19 protein-coding genes are annotated in these 19454 nt (G+C 67.8%); 10 read left to right on the top strand and 9 right to left on the bottom strand.

The window, feature by feature from the left end; translation table 11 throughout:
* Positions 1-297: 297 nt before the first annotated feature.
* On the top strand, positions 298-1275 hold the full coding sequence (locus AAID08_RS05245; protein ID WP_049071679.1) for a tripartite tricarboxylate transporter substrate binding protein BugD: 978 nt from the start codon (positions 298-300) through the stop codon (positions 1273-1275).
* Positions 1276-1407: 132 nt separating this feature from the next.
* Here the strand turns inward: AAID08_RS05245 and AAID08_RS05240 are convergent, their stop codons facing one another.
* From AAID08_RS05240 to AAID08_RS05230, 3 genes are all read right to left on the bottom strand, one after another.
* Positions 1408-2271, bottom strand: a complete 864-nt coding sequence (locus tag AAID08_RS05240) for an IclR family transcriptional regulator (protein WP_054501758.1) — start codon at positions 2269-2271, stop codon at positions 1408-1410.
* A gap of 159 nt (positions 2272-2430) precedes the next feature.
* Positions 2431-3243, bottom strand: coding sequence for a molybdopterin-binding protein (locus tag AAID08_RS05235; protein ID WP_054501759.1), 813 nt, complete (start codon positions 3241-3243; stop codon positions 2431-2433).
* A gap of 46 nt (positions 3244-3289) precedes the next feature.
* Positions 3290-4093: an EI24 domain-containing protein gene (locus AAID08_RS05230; RefSeq protein WP_064523861.1), complete on the bottom strand. Its 804-nt coding sequence runs from the start codon at positions 4091-4093 to the stop codon at positions 3290-3292.
* A gap of 63 nt (positions 4094-4156) precedes the next feature.
* On the opposite strand from AAID08_RS05230, the gene AAID08_RS05225 reads away from it, so the two are divergent.
* Positions 4157-4540 carry a thioredoxin family protein gene (locus AAID08_RS05225; RefSeq protein ID WP_395757430.1) on the top strand — a complete coding sequence of 128 codons (384 nt, stop codon included), beginning with the start codon at positions 4157-4159 and terminating at the stop codon, positions 4538-4540.
* Between the two features lie 86 nt (positions 4541-4626).
* Here AAID08_RS05225 and AAID08_RS05220 read toward each other — a convergent pair whose 3' ends face one another.
* Positions 4627-6087 carry a DEAD/DEAH box helicase gene (locus AAID08_RS05220; protein ID WP_156330720.1) on the bottom strand — a complete coding sequence of 487 codons (1461 nt, stop codon included), beginning with the start codon at positions 6085-6087 and terminating at the stop codon, positions 4627-4629.
* A 242-nt stretch (positions 6088-6329) separates the two neighbouring features.
* Positions 6330-7304 (bottom strand): helix-turn-helix transcriptional regulator, encoded by a 975-nt coding sequence (locus tag AAID08_RS05215; RefSeq protein ID WP_395757429.1) that lies wholly within the window; start codon positions 7302-7304, stop codon positions 6330-6332.
* 107 nt (positions 7305-7411) lie between these two features.
* Here AAID08_RS05215 and AAID08_RS05210 point away from each other — a divergent pair, with 107 nt between their 5' ends.
* From AAID08_RS05210 to AAID08_RS05200, 3 genes are read left to right on the top strand one after another with little or no spacing between them, the layout of a single operon-like run.
* Positions 7412-9487, top strand: a complete 2076-nt coding sequence (locus AAID08_RS05210; protein WP_395757428.1) for a TonB-dependent receptor — start codon at positions 7412-7414, stop codon at positions 9485-9487.
* A gap of 10 nt (positions 9488-9497) precedes the next feature.
* A complete protein-coding gene (locus AAID08_RS05205) occupies positions 9498-10754 on the top strand; it encodes an MFS transporter (protein ID WP_395757427.1) in 1257 nt (418 codons plus the stop codon).
* Positions 10747-11913, top strand: coding sequence for an FAD-dependent monooxygenase (locus tag AAID08_RS05200; protein ID WP_054501764.1), 1167 nt, complete (start codon positions 10747-10749; stop codon positions 11911-11913). Before AAID08_RS05205 ends, AAID08_RS05200 begins: the two co-directional genes overlap by 8 nt.
* Positions 11914-11919: 6 nt before the next feature.
* Here AAID08_RS05200 and AAID08_RS05195 read toward each other — a convergent pair whose 3' ends face one another.
* Together AAID08_RS05195 and AAID08_RS05190 are read right to left on the bottom strand one after the other, a co-directional pair.
* Complete coding sequence (locus tag AAID08_RS05195) at positions 11920-12255, bottom strand: AzlD domain-containing protein (RefSeq protein ID WP_006393180.1); 336 nt, start codon at positions 12253-12255, stop codon at positions 11920-11922.
* The gene (locus AAID08_RS05190; protein WP_054501765.1) at positions 12252-13001 is read right to left on the bottom strand and encodes an AzlC family ABC transporter permease; all 750 of its coding nucleotides are present in this window, start codon (positions 12999-13001) and stop codon (positions 12252-12254) included. Before AAID08_RS05190 ends, AAID08_RS05195 begins: the two co-directional genes overlap by 4 nt.
* Before the next feature lie 186 nt (positions 13002-13187).
* Here AAID08_RS05190 and AAID08_RS05185 point away from each other — a divergent pair, with 186 nt between their 5' ends.
* The 4 genes from AAID08_RS05185 to AAID08_RS05170 all read left to right on the top strand — a co-directional run bounded on the left by AAID08_RS05185 (position 13188) and on the right by AAID08_RS05170 (position 15970).
* Positions 13188-14108: a branched-chain amino acid transaminase gene (locus AAID08_RS05185; protein ID WP_144655815.1), complete on the top strand. Its 921-nt coding sequence runs from the start codon at positions 13188-13190 to the stop codon at positions 14106-14108.
* A 79-nt stretch (positions 14109-14187) separates the two neighbouring features.
* A complete protein-coding gene (locus AAID08_RS05180) occupies positions 14188-14400 on the top strand; it encodes a zinc-finger domain-containing protein (protein ID WP_054432911.1) in 213 nt (70 codons plus the stop codon).
* A gap of 34 nt (positions 14401-14434) precedes the next feature.
* Entirely contained in the window at positions 14435-14857 is a 423-nt protein-coding gene (locus tag AAID08_RS05175) for a nuclear transport factor 2 family protein (RefSeq protein WP_054501767.1), read from the top strand.
* Between the two features lie 12 nt (positions 14858-14869).
* The gene (locus AAID08_RS05170; RefSeq protein ID WP_054501768.1) at positions 14870-15970 is read left to right on the top strand and encodes a YheT family hydrolase; all 1101 of its coding nucleotides are present in this window, start codon (positions 14870-14872) and stop codon (positions 15968-15970) included.
* Between the two features lie 33 nt (positions 15971-16003).
* On the opposite strand, the gene AAID08_RS05165 is transcribed toward AAID08_RS05170, so the two are convergent.
* A complete protein-coding gene (locus AAID08_RS05165; RefSeq protein ID WP_372416752.1) occupies positions 16004-17512 on the bottom strand; it encodes a M48 family metalloprotease in 1509 nt (502 codons plus the stop codon).
* Positions 17513-17585: 73 nt separating this feature from the next.
* On the opposite strand from AAID08_RS05165, the gene galU reads away from it, so the two are divergent.
* Complete coding sequence (galU, locus tag AAID08_RS05160) at positions 17586-18437, top strand: UTP--glucose-1-phosphate uridylyltransferase GalU (protein ID WP_054501770.1); 852 nt, start codon at positions 17586-17588, stop codon at positions 18435-18437.
* A gap of 72 nt (positions 18438-18509) precedes the next feature.
* Here the strand turns inward: galU and AAID08_RS05155 are convergent, their stop codons facing one another.
* On the bottom strand, positions 18510-19382 hold the full coding sequence (locus AAID08_RS05155; protein WP_116793588.1) for a cytochrome c oxidase assembly protein: 873 nt from the start codon (positions 19380-19382) through the stop codon (positions 18510-18512).
* Positions 19383-19454: the final 72 nt, after the last annotated feature.

Genomic DNA, 19454 nt, shown 5'->3' with positions numbered 1-19454 from the left:
GGTACTACAAGCTACCGCCGGCCCGTTTGATGCACTGCACAATTGATATTCTACGGGCCTAAAAAACCTTGTCAAGCAATATTGGTGCAACGCAACAACTATTTGCACATTAACAGTGCAGGCGCCGGTGCAGGATTGATCCAACGCAAGCATTTCCCATGATTCGGGAAATACCGGACATGACGGCGTATCAATTCTTTTCTACACTGCTTGCACGCTGATGACAGATAAACACAAACGATAAGTCAGCGGTCAAAAACACATCGCAGCAAGCAAAACCCTGCAATTGGAGACTTCATGACCCTCATCCCCCGCACGCTTTCGGCCCTGCTCGCGGCCAGCGCCATGCTCGCGGCCGGCGCCGCCCACGCGGAATTCCCGGAACGCCCCATCAACATGGTGGTGCCTTTCGCCGCCGGCGGTCCGACGGACAACGTCGCGCGTTCGCTGGCTGAAGCCATGCGGCATTCGCTGGGCCAGACCGTCGTGGTCGAAAACAAGGGCGGCGCGGGCGGCACGATCGGCACCACGCAGGTGGCCCGGTCGCAGCCGGACGGCTATTCCGTGCTGCTGATGCACGCCGGCTTCTCGACCGCGCCGTCGCTCTACAAGAACCCGGGGTACGACCCCTACAAGAGCTTCGAGCCGATCGGCCTGGTGGTCGACGTGCCCATGACCATCATCGCGCGCTCCGACTTCCCGCCCAACAACATCCAGGAACTGGCCGACTACGTCAAAAAGAACAAGGACAAGGTCTCGCTGGCCAACGCCGGCATCGGCGCCGCCAGCCACCTGTGCGGCACCATGCTGGTCGAGGCCCTGGGCGTGCAACTGCTGACCATCCCCTACAAGGGCACGGCGCCAGCCATGAACGACCTGCTGGGCAAGCAGGTCGACCTGTTGTGCGACCAGACCACCAACACCACGCAGCAGATCGACAGCGGCAAGGTCAAGGCCTACGCCGTCACCAGCCTGCAGCGCGTGCCCACCCTGCCCAAGCTGCCGACCATGGACGAGTCCGGCTTCAAGGGTTTCGAAGTGGGTATCTGGCATGGGATGTGGGTGCCGAAGGGCACGCCCAAGCCGGTGGTCGACAAGCTGGTCAAGAGCCTGCAGGCTGGCCTGGCGGATCCGAAGTTCCAGGAACGCATGAAGCAACTGGGCGCCACGGTGCTGACCGCCGACGCCAACCCGCAGGCCCTGGACGCCAAGGTCAAGCAGCAGGTCCCGCAGTGGGCCGAGCTGTTCAAGAAGGCCGGCGTCGAACAGCAGTAATTCAGGGCGGGCCCCGCCGGGCGGGACCTGCGCTGTGCATCGCGCCTGGCGGATAGTTTCGCCACGGCCATGAAAAAGCCCCTCGGTTGCTGAAACCGGGGGGCTTTTTCATGGCCGCGGCAACGCAGGCGATCAGGTGCGCATCGCTTCCGCCGCCATACCCAGGCCGTTGAAGCCGCTGGATACCGAGGGCTCGTAGCCCAGCGCCTCGGAAATGCTGGCGGCCGTGTCCACCAGGGCCTTGATCCAGTCGTCCTGCAAGCGTTCGGCGGGCGCCGAGATCGACAGACCGGCGACCAGCTTGCCGGTGTCATCGAAAATGCCCGCCGCGATGCAGCGCACGCCCAGCTCCAGTTCCTCGTTGTCGCGGGCGTAGCCATGGCGACGCACCAGCGCCAGCTCGCGTTCGAGGCGGTCGAGATCGGTCAGGCTGTTGCGCGTATGGCCGGCCAGGCCGGTGCGCAAGGCGTAGGCGCGCACCTGGCGGGCGTCGCCGGTGGACAGGAACAGCTTGCCGGTGGAGGTCAGGTGCAGGGGCGCGCGGCCGCCGATGGCGCGCACCACTTGCATGCCCGAGCGCTCGCTCCAGGCGCGGTCGATGTAGACGATTTCGTCGCCCTGCTGCACCGACAGGTTGATCGTCTGACCCGTGAGCTTGTGCAGCGACCGCATCGCCGAAATGGCCGCCTCGCGCACATTCAGCCGCCCCTTGACCAGCGAGCCCAGCTCCAGCAGGCGCATGCCCAACTGATACAGGCCGTTGTCGACACGTTCGACATAGCGTCCCACGACCAGGTCGTTCAGGATGCGGTGCGCGGTCGAGGCATGCAGGCCGGTGGTCGCGGACAATTCCTTGAGCGTGACGGGTTCGGGCTGCGCGGCCAGCGCATCGAGCAGGCGCATGGCGCGCTCGATGACCTGAATGGCGATGGGACTGCCCGAAGCGCCATCGGCCTCGGCGTCCAGGGCATTACGGGTGGAAGAAGGACGGGACATAGGAAAGGAAGGGCAAGCGCGGCGCCACCGAAAGAGACCAGACTTGCGGCAACGCAGCAAACAGTTCTTTCCCGTATTGTGAAATTTACCGGGCCGTTTGGCAATCGTTTTTTGGCCTTGGAAACGGGGACATGCCCCGTTTTCCTTAGCGCTCCCGATTCAACCCGCGGGTGGCGCCAGCTTGCCTCCCAGGCGCAGCACTTCGGCCCGCAGGAACGCCAATGCCTCGGCCGCCGCCTCGGGCTCGCCCTTCACGCCCAGGTCGATGTGCGGCGTGCCGCCGGCTTCGCCGACGCTCGGCAGGCTGAAGGCGCGCACCCCGGGCCAGCGGCTCTCGACGGTTTGCATGGCCGGCGTGATGCGCGATTCCGGCATGCTGAACACCAGGAACGAATGCTCCGCGTGGCGGCGCGTATGCTGCAACGCACGATAACGCGTATCGAGGGTCCATTCGAGCATCGGCCAGGCCATCACGGGAAAGCCCGGCACGAAGGTATGGTCGCGGATGAAGAAGCCCGGAATCCTGTTGTACGGATTGGGCACAATCTCGCAGCCCTCGGGAAACACGCCCATCTGCAGCCGCTGCTGGTTCTCGGGCGCGCTCATGTCGGCCGTGCCCTGCCCCTTGGCCGCCATTTCGGCGGTGCGCAGCGCGATCGCCTGCTCGGCCTCGGGATGCAGGGCCAGCGGCAGGTCCAGGGCCGCCGCGGCGGCCTGGCGGGTATGGTCGTCCGGCGTGCCGCCGATGCCGCCACAGGAAAACACCACGTCGCCGGTGGCGAAGCTGCGCCGGTAGGCGGCAACCAGCACGTCACGGTCGTCGGGCAGGAACTCCGCCCAGGCCAGTTGCATGCCGCGCGCGCCGAGCAGCTCGACGACCTTGGAAAAGTGCTTGTCCTGGCGGCGGCCCGACAGGATTTCGTCGCCGACGATGATGAGGCCGATACGGCGGGAGGCGGATTCTGCAGCCATGTCCGGTTCCAGAGATTGGCGGTTGAATGAAGGCGAAGGCGCCGCGTCAGGCGACGTCGATGGTGCGTTCCTGGCGCAGCCGCTGGAGCGCGTCCAGGCCGTAGTGCGCGTAGACCAGTGCCGAGAACACCGGCAGGATAATCCAGGCAGGCGGCAGCAGGTTCAGCAACGAACAGATCAGGCCGATGATCCAGAAGCCGCCGTTGTGGCGCTCCAGGATGAGCTTGCGCTCGGCCGGGCTGGCGTGTTCGACGATGGCGTCGACCCGCATCATGCGCGAAAAGGCGAAGGTCCACCAGAAGATCGGCAGGATCAAGGCCATCGGCGGGACCAGCCACAACGGCATGGTGAACAGCCAGCCAAGCACGAACGCGCCCGATACCCAGATCGCGTTCCAGACGCTGACGGAGGTCGCCAGCTTGCCCTGCCGGCTGAGGCCGGCGTACTCGCGGTGGCCCACGTGGCGCAGCACCAGCGGCATGACGAAAACGGCGGCGATCGCCAGGCCCAGCACGCCCGACAGCGGCAGCAGGATCGACACCGCGATCACCGGCACCAGGTAGATCTTGAGCGAGAACAGCCCCATCGCCAGCAGCCATTCCTCGGTGCGGTTGATGAAGTCCCAATGCGAGGCCTGGGCGGCAAGCCAGTCGGTCAGGGGCGTCCAGAACAGCCAGAACAGCAGCACCACCCCGACCAGCGCAATCAGGAACGGCAGCAGCACCGCGAACAGCATCGTTGGATGGCATTGCGACACCAGGGCGCGCTTGAACGCCAACCCGACGCCGGTGGCGGCACGGGCGAAGCGGCCGGCTTCGGGCGGCGGGGAATCAGTGCGCAAGGCGGTCATCGCAGGACGAAAGGAAGGTGGTCATCCCGGGTATGATAGTCAAACACGCCCCCATGCGCTCGTATGACATTACTTGTACCCGGCTCCGACCTCACCGCCCTGCGCGCCCAATTGGCGGCCTCGCCCGATGCCTGGCTGGTCGCCTGTTTCTGCGCCGCCTGGTGCGACACCTGCGAGGAATACAAACCCAAGCTGCGGGCGCTGTCCAGCGAGCTGCCGCAGCATGTCTTCGCCTGGATCGACATCGAGGATCATGCCGAATTGCTGGGGGAAGTCGACGTCGAGAACTTCCCGACTCTGCTCATCCAGATCGGCGGCCGCGTGGTGTTCTACGGCCCGATGCTGCCGCACATCGGCCATCTGGAACGTCTGTTGGAAAGCCTGGACGCGCAGAGCGCCGCAGTGACCTCGGCGCTCCCCGACCTGCCCCGGCTGCTCGCCGCCTGAACGGCCCGCAGGCAAAAAAAAAGCGCCCCCGGCGCTTTTTTTATCCGCGCGTCGCGCATCCGGAATGCGGGTGCGCGACGACGCCACTACTTGCGGCTGCCGCCCAGCAGGACGGCGATCTGGCGCTTGGGCGCGGACGAGTTGCCGCCCTGGCGCGGCGCGTCGGGCTCTTCGGCCGGGGCCGACGACGTCGACGGCTCGTAGGGCTTGAGGAAGAAATCGTCCACCGGCTGACGCGACGAACCGCCGCTAGAACGGCGTTCCGACGAACGGCCACGCTCGCGGCCGCCTTCTCGCGGCGACGCGGCGCGCTCTTCGCGGCGGCCATGGCCATGATGGCTGCGCGCGACCAGGTCGGCGGGCAGCTCCAGCGTGCCGCGCGGCACTTCGCGCTTGATCAGCTTTTCGATGTCGAGCAGGAAGCGCTCTTCGTCGCCGGTGAACAGGGCGATGGCTTCGCCCGTGGCGCCGGCGCGGCCGGTACGGCCGATGCGGTGCACGTAATCCTCGGCGTTGTACGGCAGGTCGTAGTTGATGACGCAAGGCACGCCGGCCACGTCCAGGCCGCGCGCCGCCACGTCGGTGGCGACCAGCACTTCAAGTTCGCCGGCCTTGAAGGCTTCGAGCGCCTTCATGCGGTCGGCCTGGGTCTTGTCGCCGTGGATCGATTCGGCCTTGACGCCGTCGCGCTCGAGCTCGCGCGCCAGGCGCGCCGTGCCGATCTTGGTGTTCGAGAACACGATGACCTGCTTGAGGCCGCGCGACTTCACCAGGTGCACCACCGCGGCGCGCTTCTGGTCGCCCGACATCTTGTAGGCGATCTGCGTGATGGTGTTGGCCGTGGCATTGCGCGCCGCGACTTCGATTTCGACCGGGTGGTTCAGGTACGAACGGCCGAGCTTGCGGATTTCGTTGCTGAAGGTGGCCGAGAACAGCAGACCCTGGCGCTGCGCGGGCAGCAGCCGGATGATGCGTTCGAGATCGGGCAGGAAGCCCATGTCCAGCATGCGATCGGCTTCGTCCAGCACGAGGATGCCGACCTGGCTCAGGTTCACGTTCTTCTGCTCGACGTGGTCGAGCAGGCGGCCGGGCGTGGCCACCAGCACTTCGCAGCCACGGCGCAGCGCTTCCTTCTGCGGACCGATATCGACGCCGCCGAAGACCACCGCGGAACGCAGCGGCGTCTGCTTGCTGTAGCGCTTGACGCTTTCGTAGACCTGGTCGGCCAGCTCGCGCGTGGGCGTGAGGATCAGCGCGCGCACCGGATGGCGGGCGGGGGAGGCGCTGGTGTTGGCCAGCGGCATCAGGCGATGCAGGATCGGCAGCGTGAAGGCCGCCGTCTTGCCGGTGCCGGTCTGGGCCGCGCCCATGACGTCGCGCCCCTCGACCACGACGGGAATGGCTTGCGCCTGGATCGGGGTGGGCGTGGTGTAGCCGGTTTCGGCGATCGACTGCAACAGCAGGGGATGCAGCCCGAAGTCGGAGAACGTGGGCGTCGGCGCGGGCGCTTCGGCGGTGGGTGCTGCGGATTGAGTGGATTCAGTCATCAGGGTTAGGCAAGTACCGGGACCAGTGAAAAAGAACAAAACGAGAGTGCTGCAAGCACTGCACTGCATATGCATCGGGACAACCGGAACGCGCGCCACGCTCGCGCGGCCACGTGCGAACCACCCGAAGCGCAAGCGCGTCGCGGGCAATCGGCACCCTGCCTTGCAGGCCAGGTGGCGCATTCTGGTTTCGATACTTATGAGGGCAGTACCAGGCCCGGATTGCTGTGGATAACTTAATTTTAGCGCAGCCGGACGCCGGGGCGGTCAAGCCACTGCCGGGGAGCGACTCCTTTGGCCTGACGGAAGCTCTTGCTGAAATGGCTCAGGTTGCCGAATCCGGTGGCCAGCGCGGCGTCGGTGACGCTGTAACCGGCCTCCAGCATGGACGCCGCGGCGTCCAGCCGGACCGATATCAGATAGGCATGGACCGAACGGCCGGCGACCTGGCGAAAGCCGGCCTTGAGCTTCTTTTCGCTCAGGCCAACCTCGCGCGCCAGCCGCGATACCGTCCATTCCTCGCCGTAGCGGGCTTCTATCAGGCGCCGCGCCTGCGCCAGCAGGCGCCGTTCGCGCGGCGCCACCGGCGGCTCCGCGGCCGCGTCGCTCATGGTTTCCAGCACGATGGCCAGGGCTTCGAGCGCCTTGGCGCGCATATACAAGCGGCGCGCGGTGGCGTCTTCGTGGCGGCAGTCCAGTACGTCCGCCGCCAGCCGCAACAAGCCTGGCGGCGCGGGAAAGCCCGCCATCAGCGATCCCGTGGCCGGCACGCTGTGATCGAGCACGAAAGCGCCGCGCAGCGCGGCCAGCGGCCTGCCGCCGGCGCGCAGCAGCCCGGCGGGTGAATAACGAATGTCCACCAGACGGACATTCTGCCTGCCCGGCATGTGAAACCAGCCGCGTGTCCCGCGCTCGCCGGTTTGCACCACGGCCATGCCCGGCCCCACCGCCAACGGCTCCCCCCCCTGGATCGACATGCGCGCACGGCCATCCAGGAAAACCGCGATGCAGAACATCGGCGGGCCTTCGGCGTTGACGTTGAGCCCGACCGCGGGCGTACCGCTCCAGACGGTCAGGGCCAGGTCGTCGTCACGCGACTCCATGCGCAGCATCGTCATCCACTCGGGCGGCATGGCCACAGCCGACAGCAACGGATGGTCGGCGCGCGCGATAGGCCCGGCGGCGGGGGGCGCGATAGCGCCGATGGCGAAATCCAAATTTAGACCCCGATTTGAACAACGGCGGCACCGAAAACGTCAGCGCGACGCCCATCAAACAACAATAATTCTCATTAATGATTCTACCGAAAGCCCGGGCCGACACCATGACGACTGCGTTCCCTTTCCGACACACCGCCCTGGCGGCCGCCTTGTGCGCCTTCGCGGCGCCCGCCGCGGCACAGTCCGTCAGCGAGCTCGCTCCCATCACCGTCACCGCCAGCAAGCAGGAACAATCGCTGCGCGACGTCAACGGCGCCGTGGTCGTCGTGCCGGCCGAGGCGCTGCAGGCCGCGCAGGTCGACAACACCATGCAGTTGTCGCGCGTGCTGCCCGGCGTGCAGATGTCCAGCAGCGGCTCGTTCCTGTACCCGGTGATCTCGGTACGCGGCATCACTTCCGCGCAGGACTTCTACAACCCCGCCCTGACGGTCTACGTGGACGGCGTGCCGCAATTGCCGACGTTCACCTCGCAACTGCTGACCGACGTCGACCGCATCGAGCTGCTGAAGGGCCCCCAGGGCACGCTCTACGGCAAGAGTGCCATGGGCGGCGTCCTCAACATCGTGTCGCGGCAACCGGCCGACGCCCCCTATTTCCGCGCCAGCGCCGGCGTCGCCAGCCGGGACGGGTACCTGTTCAAGGCCAGCGGCGGCGGGCCGCTGGTCGACAACCTGCTGTACGGGTCGGTCACCGCCGTGGCGAACGACGCGCCCGGCCGGCTGGACAACTCCGCCACCGGCGCCAGCCACGTCGGCGGGGCCTCGGCCAATGCGGGCGCCGCGCGGCTGCGGCTGGCGCCCGCCGGCAGTCCGTGGGAACTGGGCCTGGCCGTCAGCGGCGAATGCACCCGCGCCAGCCAGGACGCCTACGTCCCGTTCGACGATCTCCATGCCAGCCACGCGTACACCGCGCCGGGCATGCCGGCGTCGCTGGCGGATTTCTACCAGAAGCGCTGCGGCAACAGCCAGTCGCTGACCGGCCGCTACGACTTCGACGGCTGGCGCTTGAACGCGGTGGCGGCCTGGCAGGCCCTGCACTACGAGCGCCACTACCCCATCGGCCCCAGCTACACCAGTCAGCCCGAGCGTTGGCGCCAGCAGGTGCAGGAGCTGCGCCTGTCCACCACCGGCAAGCGCGCCGTCGACGGCGTGTTGGGCCTGTATCGCCAGCGCGTCACCCAATCGCGCGCAGTGTTCAACCAGATGCAGGGGCCGATGCCGCTGGACACGCACCAGTCCGACTCGCGCAACACCAGCGAATCGCTCGCCGCCTATGCCGACGCCACCTGGCACGCCACCGACGCGCTCGACCTGTCGGCCGGCCTGCGCTATTCCCGCGACAAGGCCGCCACGCGCTATGACGGCCAGACGCTGGATTTCTCCACCTTCGGCCAGACGCCATTCGGCGGTTCGGGCGCCAGTGCGGGCAATAGCGTGCTCGGCAAACTGTCGGTCGGCTACCGGCTGTCGCCCGAGTGGCGCGTGTACGCCAACGCCGCGCAGGGCTACAAGCCAGGCGGCTACAACCTGGCGCCATCCAACCCCAGCGATGCCCGCCCCTATGGCAGGGAAAAAGGCCTGAGCTACGAGGTCGGCACGCGCCATGACGGCGACACGCTGCGCCTGGGCGCCGCCGTCTACCGCACCGACATCCGCGACGCGCAACTCTACGTCGGCGGATTGGGGCAGCAGCACCTGCAGAACGTCGGCAATACCCGCGCCACGGGCGTCGAGTTCGACCTGGGTTGGGACGTCTCGGCGCAGTGGACGCTGGGCCTGGACGGCTTCGTCAACCACACCACGTTCCGCAGCTTCAGCGATGCCTCCGCCTGCCAGGGCTGCGACGGCAACCGGGTGCCGTTCTCGCCGGGCTACGGCCTGACCGCCAGCGCCCGCGGCCGCTTCGACACAGGCATCGGGCGGCTGTCCCCGACCCTGGCCGTGCGGCGCATCGGCGCGCAGTTCTTCGATATCGCCAACACCCTGCGCCAGGACGCCTACACGCTGGTCGACCTCAGCCTGGCCTGGCGCATCCGACCGCAGGTCGAGGCGACGCTGTATGCCAACAACCTCACCGACAAGCGCTACCGCGCCTTCGCCTTCGCCGGCGGGCCGATGGGCAACTTCGCCCAGTTCGACCCGGGCCGGACGGTCGGCCTGAACCTCGCCTTCGAATACTAGGATCGGCTTCATGCGCCCAGACGTGCCCGCGCGCCTGCCGACGGCGCAGGTGATCGCCGCCATCGGCGGCATCTGCATGGCCCAGAGCCTGGTGAGCGGCATCGCCTTCCAGGGCGTGCCCGCGCTGCTGCGCGACGGCGGCGCGCCGCTGGCCCAGATCGGCCTGGCCAACCTGGCGTTCCTGCCTTGGGCATTGAAGTTCCTGTGGTCCCCCTGGATCGAACGCTACCGGCTGCCCGCGGGGCAGGCCGAGCGGCGCACCCGCCTCATCGTGCTGCCCGGGCAATGGTTGCTGGCCGCGCTGCTGTTCCTGCTGGCGGGCCTGGGCCAGCCCTCCATGCCCGTGCTGCTGGCCATCCTGGGCCTGATCTCATTGACCGCGGCCACGGTGGACATCGCCGGCGACGCGTTCGCCGTCGAACAGTTGGCAGAGAACCGGCGCGGCTGGGGCAACGCCACCCAGGTCGGCTCCAGCTACCTGGGCATGTTCCTGGGCGCCGGGCTGTTCGTCGTCCTGGCAGGCAGCCACGGCTGGCGCGTGGCGGCGGCCACCATGGGCGGACTTGTCCTGCTGTTGACGCTGCCATTCGCGCTGGTGCGCGAGCCGGCGCGCGCGGCCCACCCGTCCGCGCACCGTCCCAGCCTGGCGCATGCGCTGGGCCGTCGCGACGTGCGCCTGGGCCTGATCATCACGATCGTGTTCCAGGCCGGCTCCCGGCTGGCTTATGGCATGACGCCCCTGCTGCTGCTCGACCGCGGCGTGCCGCTGGCGTCGGTGGGCTGGATCAATGGCGCCGGCGCGGTCGTGGCGGGCCTGGCCGGCACCCTGCTCGGCGCCTTGATCCTGCAGCGCCTCGCGGCGGCGCGGGCGGTAGTCGTGGCCCTGGCCCTGCAGACCACGGCGCTGGCCATCTTCCTGGCCGCCGTGCTGGCGTCATCCTGGCTGCCGCATGCCGGCACGCAGTGGCTGGTGGCGCTGGCGTTGCTGAAAGCGGCGACGGCGGCAACCGGCTTCGTGGCCTTGTACGCGTTCCTCATGGGCCGGGCCTCGCCAGCGCAGGCCGGCGTCGACTTCACCCTGTTCCAGTGCGCGGACGCCATGATCGCCACGATCGGCGGCGTGGCCGCCGGCTGGCTGGCGCAGCACTGGGGCTATGGCGTCTGCTTCGGCGCGGCGGCGGCCTTCGGCGCTGCCGGGGTGCTCGCCCTCCCTGCCCTGATGCGGCGCCTGGCGCCGCCTTTTTCCCCGGAGAACGAACATGTCTGAACGCACCGTGGTTATCGCCGGCGCCGGTATTGCCGGGCTGGCCTGCGCCTGGTGGCTGACGCGGCACGGCTGGCGCGCCGTCATCGCGGAACGCGCCGCGCATCTGCGCGACGGCGGCTACATGATGGGCCTGTCCGGCCCGGGCCTGCTGACCGCGCGCCGCATGGACCTGGTACCGGCGCTGCGCGCGGTGGAGCGCGAGATCGGCGAAAACATCTACCGCGATCGCCGGGGCCGCGAAGTCATGCGGATCCGCTATCGCGAATTGTTGAAGGATCTGGACTGGATCACCTTGCGCCGCACGGACCTGGTGCAGGTCCTGCATGAGGCGGTGCGCGATCACGCCGAGATCCGCCTGGCGACCACTGTCGCCCACTGTGCCCAGGACCTCGGCGGCGTCGACATCACGCTGTCGGACGGCAGCCAATTGCGCGCCGCCCTCCTGATCGGAGCGGACGGCGTGCGCTCGGCGCTGCGCGCCCAGGTGTTCGGCGCCGACGATCCCCCGCTGTCCACGCTGGGCTATCGCTACGCCGCCTACGACACCGAGGACGACACCGGCATGGCGCGGGACTTCGTGTCCTACGCGGCGCCCGGCCACCAGGTGGAATACCACGGGCTCGGCGGCGGCCGCAAAGCGGCCTTGCACGTCTGGCGCAGCCATGAACACGGCTGGGTCGAGGCGCCGCAGCGGCTTGGCCTGCTGCGCGAACTGTCCCGCGGCACGCACGCGGAAGTCGGCCGGCAACTGGCCATGCTGGCGCAGGACACCCCCATCGTCATGGACGACCTGGCGCTGGTAGAGGTGCCCTGTTGGCATCGGGGCCGCATCCTGCTGGCGGGTGACGCCGCGCACAGTCTGTCCCTTATTTCTGGGCAAGGGGCGGGGATGGCATTGGCTGGCGCCTACGTGCTGGCCCAGGAACTGGGCCGGCTGCCGCTTGAAGAGGCGCTGGCGGCCCACGAACGGCGGCTGCGGCCCGTGATCAACAGCCTGCAGCAGCGCAGCCGCAAGCTGGCGCCCGTCTACGTGCCGACCTCGGCATTCGCTTTCGGCCTGCGCAATACGGCCCTGCGGCTGCTGCCCCGACTGATCCTGAAGCGCTATTTCCTCAGTGGCCTGAAGTCCGAAATGGAAGCGGCCGCCGCGCTGGGCTGACCGGCCTCAACCCGCCAGCCAGCGCAGGCCCCACAGCACCAGCATGCCGACCACGATGACCAGCACGGCGCTGCGGGTGCGCAGAAAGACCAGGATGGCCACGATGCCCGCCACCAGCTTGTAGTCAAAAATGGGGCCCAGCCCCGCCTTCCAGGGCAGCAGATCGGGCACCACGATGGCGGTGAGCGCGGCGGCCGGCGCATAGCGCAGGGCGCGCCGCACGCCATCGGGCAGCGGAATATAGTCGCCGAACAGCATGAAGCCGGCGCGCGTCAGCACGCTGCACAACGCCAGCAGCAGAATGGCGGAGTAGACATAGATTTCGGAAGGCCAGAGGGTCATGCGCGCGCCTTGAAGAAGCGTTCGGCCCACATGCCGGCCACCACGCCGGCGATGACCGCCGCCGCCAGGCCCAGCCGCAGCGGCAGCACCTGGCCGGTCCAGGCGACCACGCCCGCGGCCAGCATCGAGACCAGCATGGGCTTGGAATTGGCCAGCGGCACCGTGATGGCCAGCAGCGCCAGCACCGCCGCGAAATCCAGCGACCAGCCGGTGGGCACCATGGTACCCAGGTAGATGCCGACGATCGACGAGGTCTGCCAGACGAACCAGCCCGGGGCAATGGTGCCGATGAAGTACCAGAGCTGTTCACGGGTGCCACGCTCGGCGGCATCGCCGAAGCGCGGCATGAACAACACGAAGCCCATGTCGGTGGTGAAATAGCCGAGCCCCAGGCGCTTGGGCCAGGACAAGTGGCGGAAATAGGGTTGCAACGCCGCGCCGAAGATCAGGAAGCGCAGGTTGACCACGCAGCCGGCGGCGAAGATCAGCCACAACGGCGCACCGGTGGCGATCAGCGGCAGGGACGTGAGCTGGGCCGATCCGGCGTACAGCAACAGGGTCATCGCCAGCGCCATGGACTCGGTCAGGCCCGACTTGACCATGGCCACGCCGGTCACCAGGCCCCACGTCGCCGTGGCGATGAGGGCGGGCACGATGGCATGCACGCCGGCGCGGAAGGCGGCCACGCGCTCCTGACGGACCTCCCGGGGGTCTTCGGTTTCGGGAAACGCTGACTCAGAGGACAACGGCGAGCCCCTGGGGATTCGAACGGAACGACATGGACACTCTGTGGGGAAGGAACCGCACGACAAGCTGCTCGCCCGCCGGGCCTGCGGACTCCCGCAGGCACCGTGCCGGTGCACGAATGGACCATTATTGTAACCTCGTCGCTTGATACAATACGGCCCTCAGGTTTATTGAGGGAGCAGACCATGTCGATGGCTGACCGCGATGGCTTCATCTGGTATGACGGCAAGCTCGTGCCCTGGCGCGACGCGACCACGCACGTCCTGACGCACTCCCTGCACTATGGCCTGTCGGTATTCGAAGGCGTGCGCGCCTACCGCTCCGAGATCGGCACCGCCATCTTCCGCCTCGAAGACCACACCAACCGCCTGTTCAACTCGGCGCACATCTACCAGATTCCCATGCCGTTCGATCGCGACACGATCAACGAGGCCCAGCGGATGGTGGTGCGCGAGAACAAGCTCGAATCCTGCTACCTGCGCCCGCTGGTGTTCTACGGCCCCGAAAAGATGGGCGTGTCGCCCAAGGGCGCCAAGGTGCACGTGGCGATCGCCGCCTGGCCCTGGGGCGCCTACCTGGGTGAAGAGGCCCTGTCGCAGGGCATCCGGGTCAAGGTGTCGTCGTTCGCCCGCCAGCACGTCAACGTAACCATGCCGCGCGCCAAGGTTGCCACCACCTACGCCAACTCGATCCTGGCCAACACCGAGGCCCTGCAGGACGGCTACGACGAGGCCCTGCTGCTGGACACCGAAGGCTTCGTGGCCGAAGGCTCCGGCGAAAACCTCTTCCTGGTCAAGGACGGCGTGCTGTGCGAACCCGAGATCGCCTCCGCCCTGACCGGCATCACCCGTTCCACCATCCACGCCCTGGCGGCCGATTTCGGCCTGCGCGTGGTGACCAAGCGGCTGACCCGGGACGACGTCTATATCGCCGACGAGGCCTTCTTCACCGGCACCGCCGCCGAAGTCACGCCGATCCGCGAGGTCGACAACCGCCAGATCGGCTCGGGCCGGCGCGGCCCCATCACCGAGAAGCTGCAGAAAGCGTTTTTTGACATGGTGAATGGCCGCAACCCGAAGTACCATCACTGGCTGAGCAAAGTCTGATCCACGCCGCCCTGCCCAACAGGGTGACATTACTGCCCCAACCTACCGATTTACCGGTATTTTTTATTCAGGAAATTCCATGACCGCCGCTGCCCCGGCCGCCGCCCCCCACGAAGTCATCGAAGTCGGCGCCGAAGACCTGCCTGTGTTCTGTCCGGGTCCGAAGGCCCCGCTGTGGAGCATGCACCCGCGCGTATTCCTGGACGTCGCCCGCAACGGCTCGGCGCGCTGCGCCTACTGCGGCGCCGAGTACAAGCTCAAGCCCGGCACCGTGCTGCACGGCCACCACTGAGAATCGCCGCTCAACAGCCATCCGCCCCGCCATCATGTTCGCCACGCCCGAAGAAGCAGAACACGCGTTCTACGAAGCCCTTGAGCAGGGGGACACCGTCCGCCTGATGCAAGTGTGGGCGGACGACGAGGAAGTCGTCTGCATCCACCCGGGAGGCCTGCGCGTCGTCGGCCACTCGGCTGTGCACGAGTCCTGGCAACACGTGCTGGCGAACGGTCCCCTGCACATCCGGCCGCTGCGCCCGCTGGTCATGCTGAGCATGATGTGCGCGGTGCACGTGCTGGTCGAGCAGGTCGCGGTGCGCACACGGGAAGGCACGCAGTTCGCCAACTGCTACGCCACCAACATCTATCACAAGGGCCCCACGGGCTGGCGCATGGTCATGCACCACGCCTCGTCGGCGCCCACTGAAGCCGGGGTGCTCGACTTGCACGACGTGCCCGACATGCTGCACTGATCCGGGTCGACTTTGGCTGCTGCACGTTTCGACACAACGCCCTGCCCTGTTCCGTCCTGGCTGCCCGGAGGCGATGCCCAGACGGTGTACGCCGCGCTGTTCGCGCAGTACCACCGCATCGCCTTCGTGCGCGACCGGGTCGAGACGCCCGACACCGATTTTGTCGACTTCGACTGGACCGGGCCGGGGCTGTTCCCGCACAAGGCCGCCAACGGCGCGCCCGTGAGCGGTCAACAGCCCGTGGCCAACGGCAAGACCGCCGCCGCGCGCTGGATGACCGACGCCGACTGGAAGTCGCTGCCGCAGACGGCCGACACGCCCGCGCTGCTGCTGTTCCACGGCCTGGAGGGCGGCAGCAACAGCCGCTATGCGCAATCCATCGCGCACCATTTCCGGGCGCGCGGCTGGATCGTGGTCATCGCGCACTTTCGCGGTTGCTCCGGCGTGCCCAACCGCCTGGCGCGGGCTTACTACTCGGGTGATTCAGCCGAGGTCGGCTTCCTGCTGAACACGGTACGCAACCGCATCCCGCATGCGCGCTGGCACGCCGTTGGCGTATCGCTGGGCGGCAATGCGCTGCTGAAATACCTGGGCGAGCACCAGGAGGACACCGGCTGGCTGACCGCCTGCGCGGGCGTCTCGGTGCCGCTGGACTTGGTGGCCTGCGGCAAGACGTTGTCCACGGGGTTCTTCAACCGCAAGGTGTACACGGGCCACTTCCTCAAGACCCTCAAGCACAAGGTGCTGGAGAAGGCCCATCGCTACCCCGGCGCCATTGACGTGATGCGCATCGCCCACGCGCGTGACCTGCGCGACTTCGACGACGCCTACACCGCGCCGATGCACGGGTTCCGCAATGCGCTGGACTACTGGACGCGGGCGTCCAGCAAGCCGTGGCTGCCGCGCATCTCGGTGCCCACGCTGGTGCTGAATGCGCTGAACGATCCGTTCATTCCAGCCAGCGCGCTGCCCAAGCCGGACGAGTGTTCGCCCACCATCCTGCTGCACCAGCCCGCCGATGGCGGCCACGCCGGCTTTCCGACCGGCGCCTTTCCGGCCCATTTGGGCTGGCTGCCGCAACGGCTCGGGCGCTTCTTCGAGACCGGGCTGTAGGCGCCGGAAGGCGTCGGCGGCCCGCCTACGGCGTCAGCCCGACTTGAAGCGTTCCAACAGTTGGCGTTCTTCGGCCAGCTTGTCCTTGACTTCCTTGATCTGCACGTCGATTTGCGATTGCTCGTAGAAATCGCTCGACATGCCGCGCGCCTGCTGCAACTGCGATTCCGCCGCCGCGAAGGCGCCGGTCAGGACGTAATAACGCGCCAGGTCGCGGCGCGCCTGCACCGGCTTGCCGGTGCGCTCCTCGCTGTGCGCCAGCATCTGGTAAAGGCTGGGCTCGTCGCTGCCCCACTGCTTGATCTTGGCCCGCAGGTAGTCCTGGGCCTCGGCATGGCGGCCGTTGCTCTGCAACGCCGAGGCGTAGGCGATGCCCAGCGCGCGCTGTTCGGGCCAGCGCTTGGTGGCGGCCTGCGCCAGGTCCAGCGCGCGCCGGTTGTCCTTGCGCGCCAGCGCGATGTCGACGGAGAGCCTGGCCATCTGCGCCGACTCGCGGCCGTCGGCCGCGGCCAGGCCCAACTGGCGCTCGGCCTCGTCCAGGTTGTTGCGCTGGAACGCCTGCAACGCCAGCCCGTAGTAGGCGGCGGAGCGGCGCACCCCGGACAGGGCCTGGGCCTCGTCCTGCAGTTGCTGCGTGGCCGAACGCAGGCTGACCGCGTCGCGGCCCTGCACCACGCGCATCTTGGCGCGCACGTACCAGAAATCGTCGCTGTCGACGTGTCGCGAGGGCGGCAGCGAGCGCACGCGGTTCTGCACGTCGGACATCCGCTCGATAGACAGCGGGTGGGTGCTGGCCCAGGAGCCGCCGCCCGCCCCTTCGTTCAGGCGCGAGGCGTTCATCAGGCGCGAGAACATCTGCGCCATGCCTTCGGCGTCGTAGCCGGCCTTGGTCAGCATGGTGAAACCGGCCCTGTCGGCCTCGCGCTCGGCGTCGCGCGAAAAGCCCAGCTGGCGGTTGATGGCGGCGGCCTGGCCGAACGCGGCCACGCCCATCGCCAGGTTGCCGCCGCCGCCGGCCAGCGCTGCCAGCAGCGCACCCGCCAGGCTGGCCAGCATGACCATGCTGTTCTGGCTCTGCTGCGTCATGCCGCGCGCGATGTGGCGCTGGACCACGTGGCCGATTTCGTGCGCCAGCACCGCCGCCAGTTCCGATTCGCTGCCCGAGGACACGATCAGCCCGGTGTTCACGCCGATGAAGCCGCCCGGCATGGCGAAGGCGTTGATCTCGGGATCGCGCACGCCGAACATCTCGACTTCGGGCACCGCGCCGGGCGCGAAGGCCGCCAGCTTGCGCCCCATGGTGGTGAGATATTGGCTCAGTTCGGGGTCATCGACATAGGTCGGGTCACGGCGCCCCTGCGACATGATCGCCTCGCCGAGGCTGCGTTCCAGCATCGGCGAGAGCTCCGCGGAGGAAGCCGCGCCCATCGAGGGCAGGCCCACGGGCTGGGCCCAGGCCGTGACCGGCAGGGCCGGCGCGGCCAGGGCGACACAGAGTCCGGCGATCGCGCCCCGCTGCGCAATCGAGCAAATGGATGGCATTTTTCTGCGATTCATGAACCTATGATAGCGATGCGCTTAAAATGTTTCATCGATCGCCCCTTATGAGGTTTAAATGCGCCCCGTCCGTAAAGCTGTTTTTCCTGTCGCGGGCATGGGTACGCGCTTCCTGCCCGCCACCAAGGCGATGCCCAAGGAAATGCTTCCCGTCGTCGACAAACCGCTGATCCAGTACGCAGTCGAAGAAGCCGTCGCCGCCGGCATCACCGACCTGATCTTCGTTACCGGCCGCAACAAGCGCGCCATCGAAGACCATTTCGACTCCGCTCCCGAGCTCGAATCCGATCTCGAAAGCAAGGGCAAGCATGAGCTTCTGGCAATGGTGCGGGGCATTCTACCCGCCCACGTCAATTGCCTCTATATCCGCCAGTCGGCGCCGCTGGGTCTGGGCCATGCCGTGTTGTCGGCCGCCCCGGCCGTGGGCGATGAACCCTTCGCCGTGCTGCTAGCCGACGACCTGATCGACGCCGATACGCCGTCCATCAAGCAACTGGTGGATGTGGCTGTGGCCCGCAGCGCCAGCGTGCTGGGTGTGCAGGATGTCCCGCGCGAAGACACGCGCAAGTACGGCATCGTCGCGGCCCAGGCCGACAGCAGCCATGCCGACGGCCGCACCGAGCGCGTGACCCACATCGTGGAAAAACCCGACCCCGCGGATGCGCCGTCGACGCTGGCGGTGGTGGGCCGCTACGTGCTGGAAGCGGCGATCTTCGACCACCTGCGCTCGACCAAGCGCGGCGCCGGCAACGAGATCCAGTTGACCGACGGCATCGCCTCGCTGATGCGCGAGCGCGCCGTGTACGCGCACCGCTACGAAGGCACGCGCTACGACTGTGGCAACAAGGCCGGCATGTTCGAGGCCACGGTGGCGCTGGGCCGGAAGTACCACGGCCTGCTGCCGCAATAAGGCGGCCGGCGCCCGCCCGCCAGACCCGACGCGAGCGCCCCTGCGGCGCTCGCGACGCTTTTGGAGCGGCGCTCAGGCGGAAGCCGCGCGGCGCCCCCGGGCGCGCGCCATGGCGTCGCGGTCGGCCTTGCGCAGGCGACCCTTGGCCGACAGCCGCATCAGGGTCCCGAGGGCCACCATCAGGCCGATCACCTCGACCAGCGCCGCCGGGATCCACATGGTCAGCCCACCGATCGTCTGGTCGGTCTGCGCGGACATGGCAATGGCGCGACCGCACAATTCGAACAGGGGATAGATGTCGCTTTCTGTGAAGGCGATGACCGCACCCGCCACCATCTGCGGCAGCATCGTCAGGATCGGCGAGATCACCCGGCCGCCCGGCGTCATCGCGGCCGGCGGGGCGGGACGGCGGTCCAGGATCAGGTTCCAGTACATGAAGCCGCTGATGACCACGGACCAGTTCATCAGCCGGTACAGCCGCCAGTCGAGCATGGAATAGAACTGCACCGACGGAATCAGCCAGACCAGCACCAGGAACACGAACAGGGCCGGCACGAAGATCTTGTTGGTCAGCACCGCCACGGTGGCCCGGCCTGCGCCGGTGCGCAGGAAATCACGCAGGCGGATGCGCCACGACATCGGCAGCCCGGCGCGCATGACCTGGCCGGGGAAGGCCGCCATCACCAGCAGCGGGCCGAGGTGATGCAGCACCAGGTGCTGGATGCGGTGGATGAAGAACATGCGCTCGGCGTAATAGTCCAGGCGCGTGTGCATGGACAGATACAGCAGCACCATGCCCAGCCAGAACAGCGCGCGGCGCGCGCCCGTCACGTGGTGCACGCGCTGGCCGCGCACGAACAGCACGATGGCCACCAGGAAGGAGGCCACCAGCGTGGGAGAGAACTCCCAGGGTATGAGCCATTCGAGACTGTCCATGCGGGTCATCCGGAAAATGCCGACGGGGGCGTGGCGGGCCGTAACACGCAGCCGGGTCGATTGTAGTAGACCCGGCCGCCC

The sequence above is a fragment of the Achromobacter sp. EB05 genome, from assembly GCF_044232075.1.
Lineage (GTDB): Bacteria > Pseudomonadota > Gammaproteobacteria > Burkholderiales > Burkholderiaceae_B > Achromobacter > Achromobacter dolens.
The sequence above is the reverse complement of the archived record's forward strand: the minus strand, read 5'-3'. Positions and strand labels throughout refer to the sequence as shown.

Coding starts and splice junctions, on each gene's coding strand:
- AAID08_RS05245 (WP_049071679.1), top strand. CDS start 298: ATGACCCTCATCCCCCGCACGCTTTCGGCCCTGCTCGCGGCCAGCGCC.
- AAID08_RS05240 (WP_054501758.1), bottom strand. CDS start 2,271: ATGTCCCGTCCTTCTTCCACCCGTAATGCCCTGGACGCCGAGGCCGAT.
- AAID08_RS05235 (WP_054501759.1), bottom strand. CDS start 3,243: ATGGCTGCAGAATCCGCCTCCCGCCGTATCGGCCTCATCATCGTCGGC.
- AAID08_RS05230 (WP_064523861.1), bottom strand. CDS start 4,093: ATGACCGCCTTGCGCACTGATTCCCCGCCGCCCGAAGCCGGCCGCTTC.
- AAID08_RS05225 (WP_395757430.1), top strand. CDS start 4,157: ATGACATTACTTGTACCCGGCTCCGACCTCACCGCCCTGCGCGCCCAA.
- AAID08_RS05220 (WP_156330720.1), bottom strand. CDS start 6,087: ATGACTGAATCCACTCAATCCGCAGCACCCACCGCCGAAGCGCCCGCG.
- AAID08_RS05210 (WP_395757428.1), top strand. CDS start 7,412: ATGACGACTGCGTTCCCTTTCCGACACACCGCCCTGGCGGCCGCCTTG.
- AAID08_RS05205 (WP_395757427.1), top strand. CDS start 9,498: ATGCGCCCAGACGTGCCCGCGCGCCTGCCGACGGCGCAGGTGATCGCC.
- AAID08_RS05200 (WP_054501764.1), top strand. CDS start 10,747: ATGTCTGAACGCACCGTGGTTATCGCCGGCGCCGGTATTGCCGGGCTG.
- AAID08_RS05195 (WP_006393180.1), bottom strand. CDS start 12,255: ATGACCCTCTGGCCTTCCGAAATCTATGTCTACTCCGCCATTCTGCTG.
- AAID08_RS05185 (WP_144655815.1), top strand. CDS start 13,188: ATGTCGATGGCTGACCGCGATGGCTTCATCTGGTATGACGGCAAGCTC.
- AAID08_RS05180 (WP_054432911.1), top strand. CDS start 14,188: ATGACCGCCGCTGCCCCGGCCGCCGCCCCCCACGAAGTCATCGAAGTC.
- AAID08_RS05175 (WP_054501767.1), top strand. CDS start 14,435: ATGTTCGCCACGCCCGAAGAAGCAGAACACGCGTTCTACGAAGCCCTT.
- AAID08_RS05165 (WP_372416752.1), bottom strand. CDS start 17,512: ATGCCATCCATTTGCTCGATTGCGCAGCGGGGCGCGATCGCCGGACTC.
- galU (WP_054501770.1), top strand. CDS start 17,586: ATGCGCCCCGTCCGTAAAGCTGTTTTTCCTGTCGCGGGCATGGGTACG.
- AAID08_RS05155 (WP_116793588.1), bottom strand. CDS start 19,382: ATGACCCGCATGGACAGTCTCGAATGGCTCATACCCTGGGAGTTCTCT.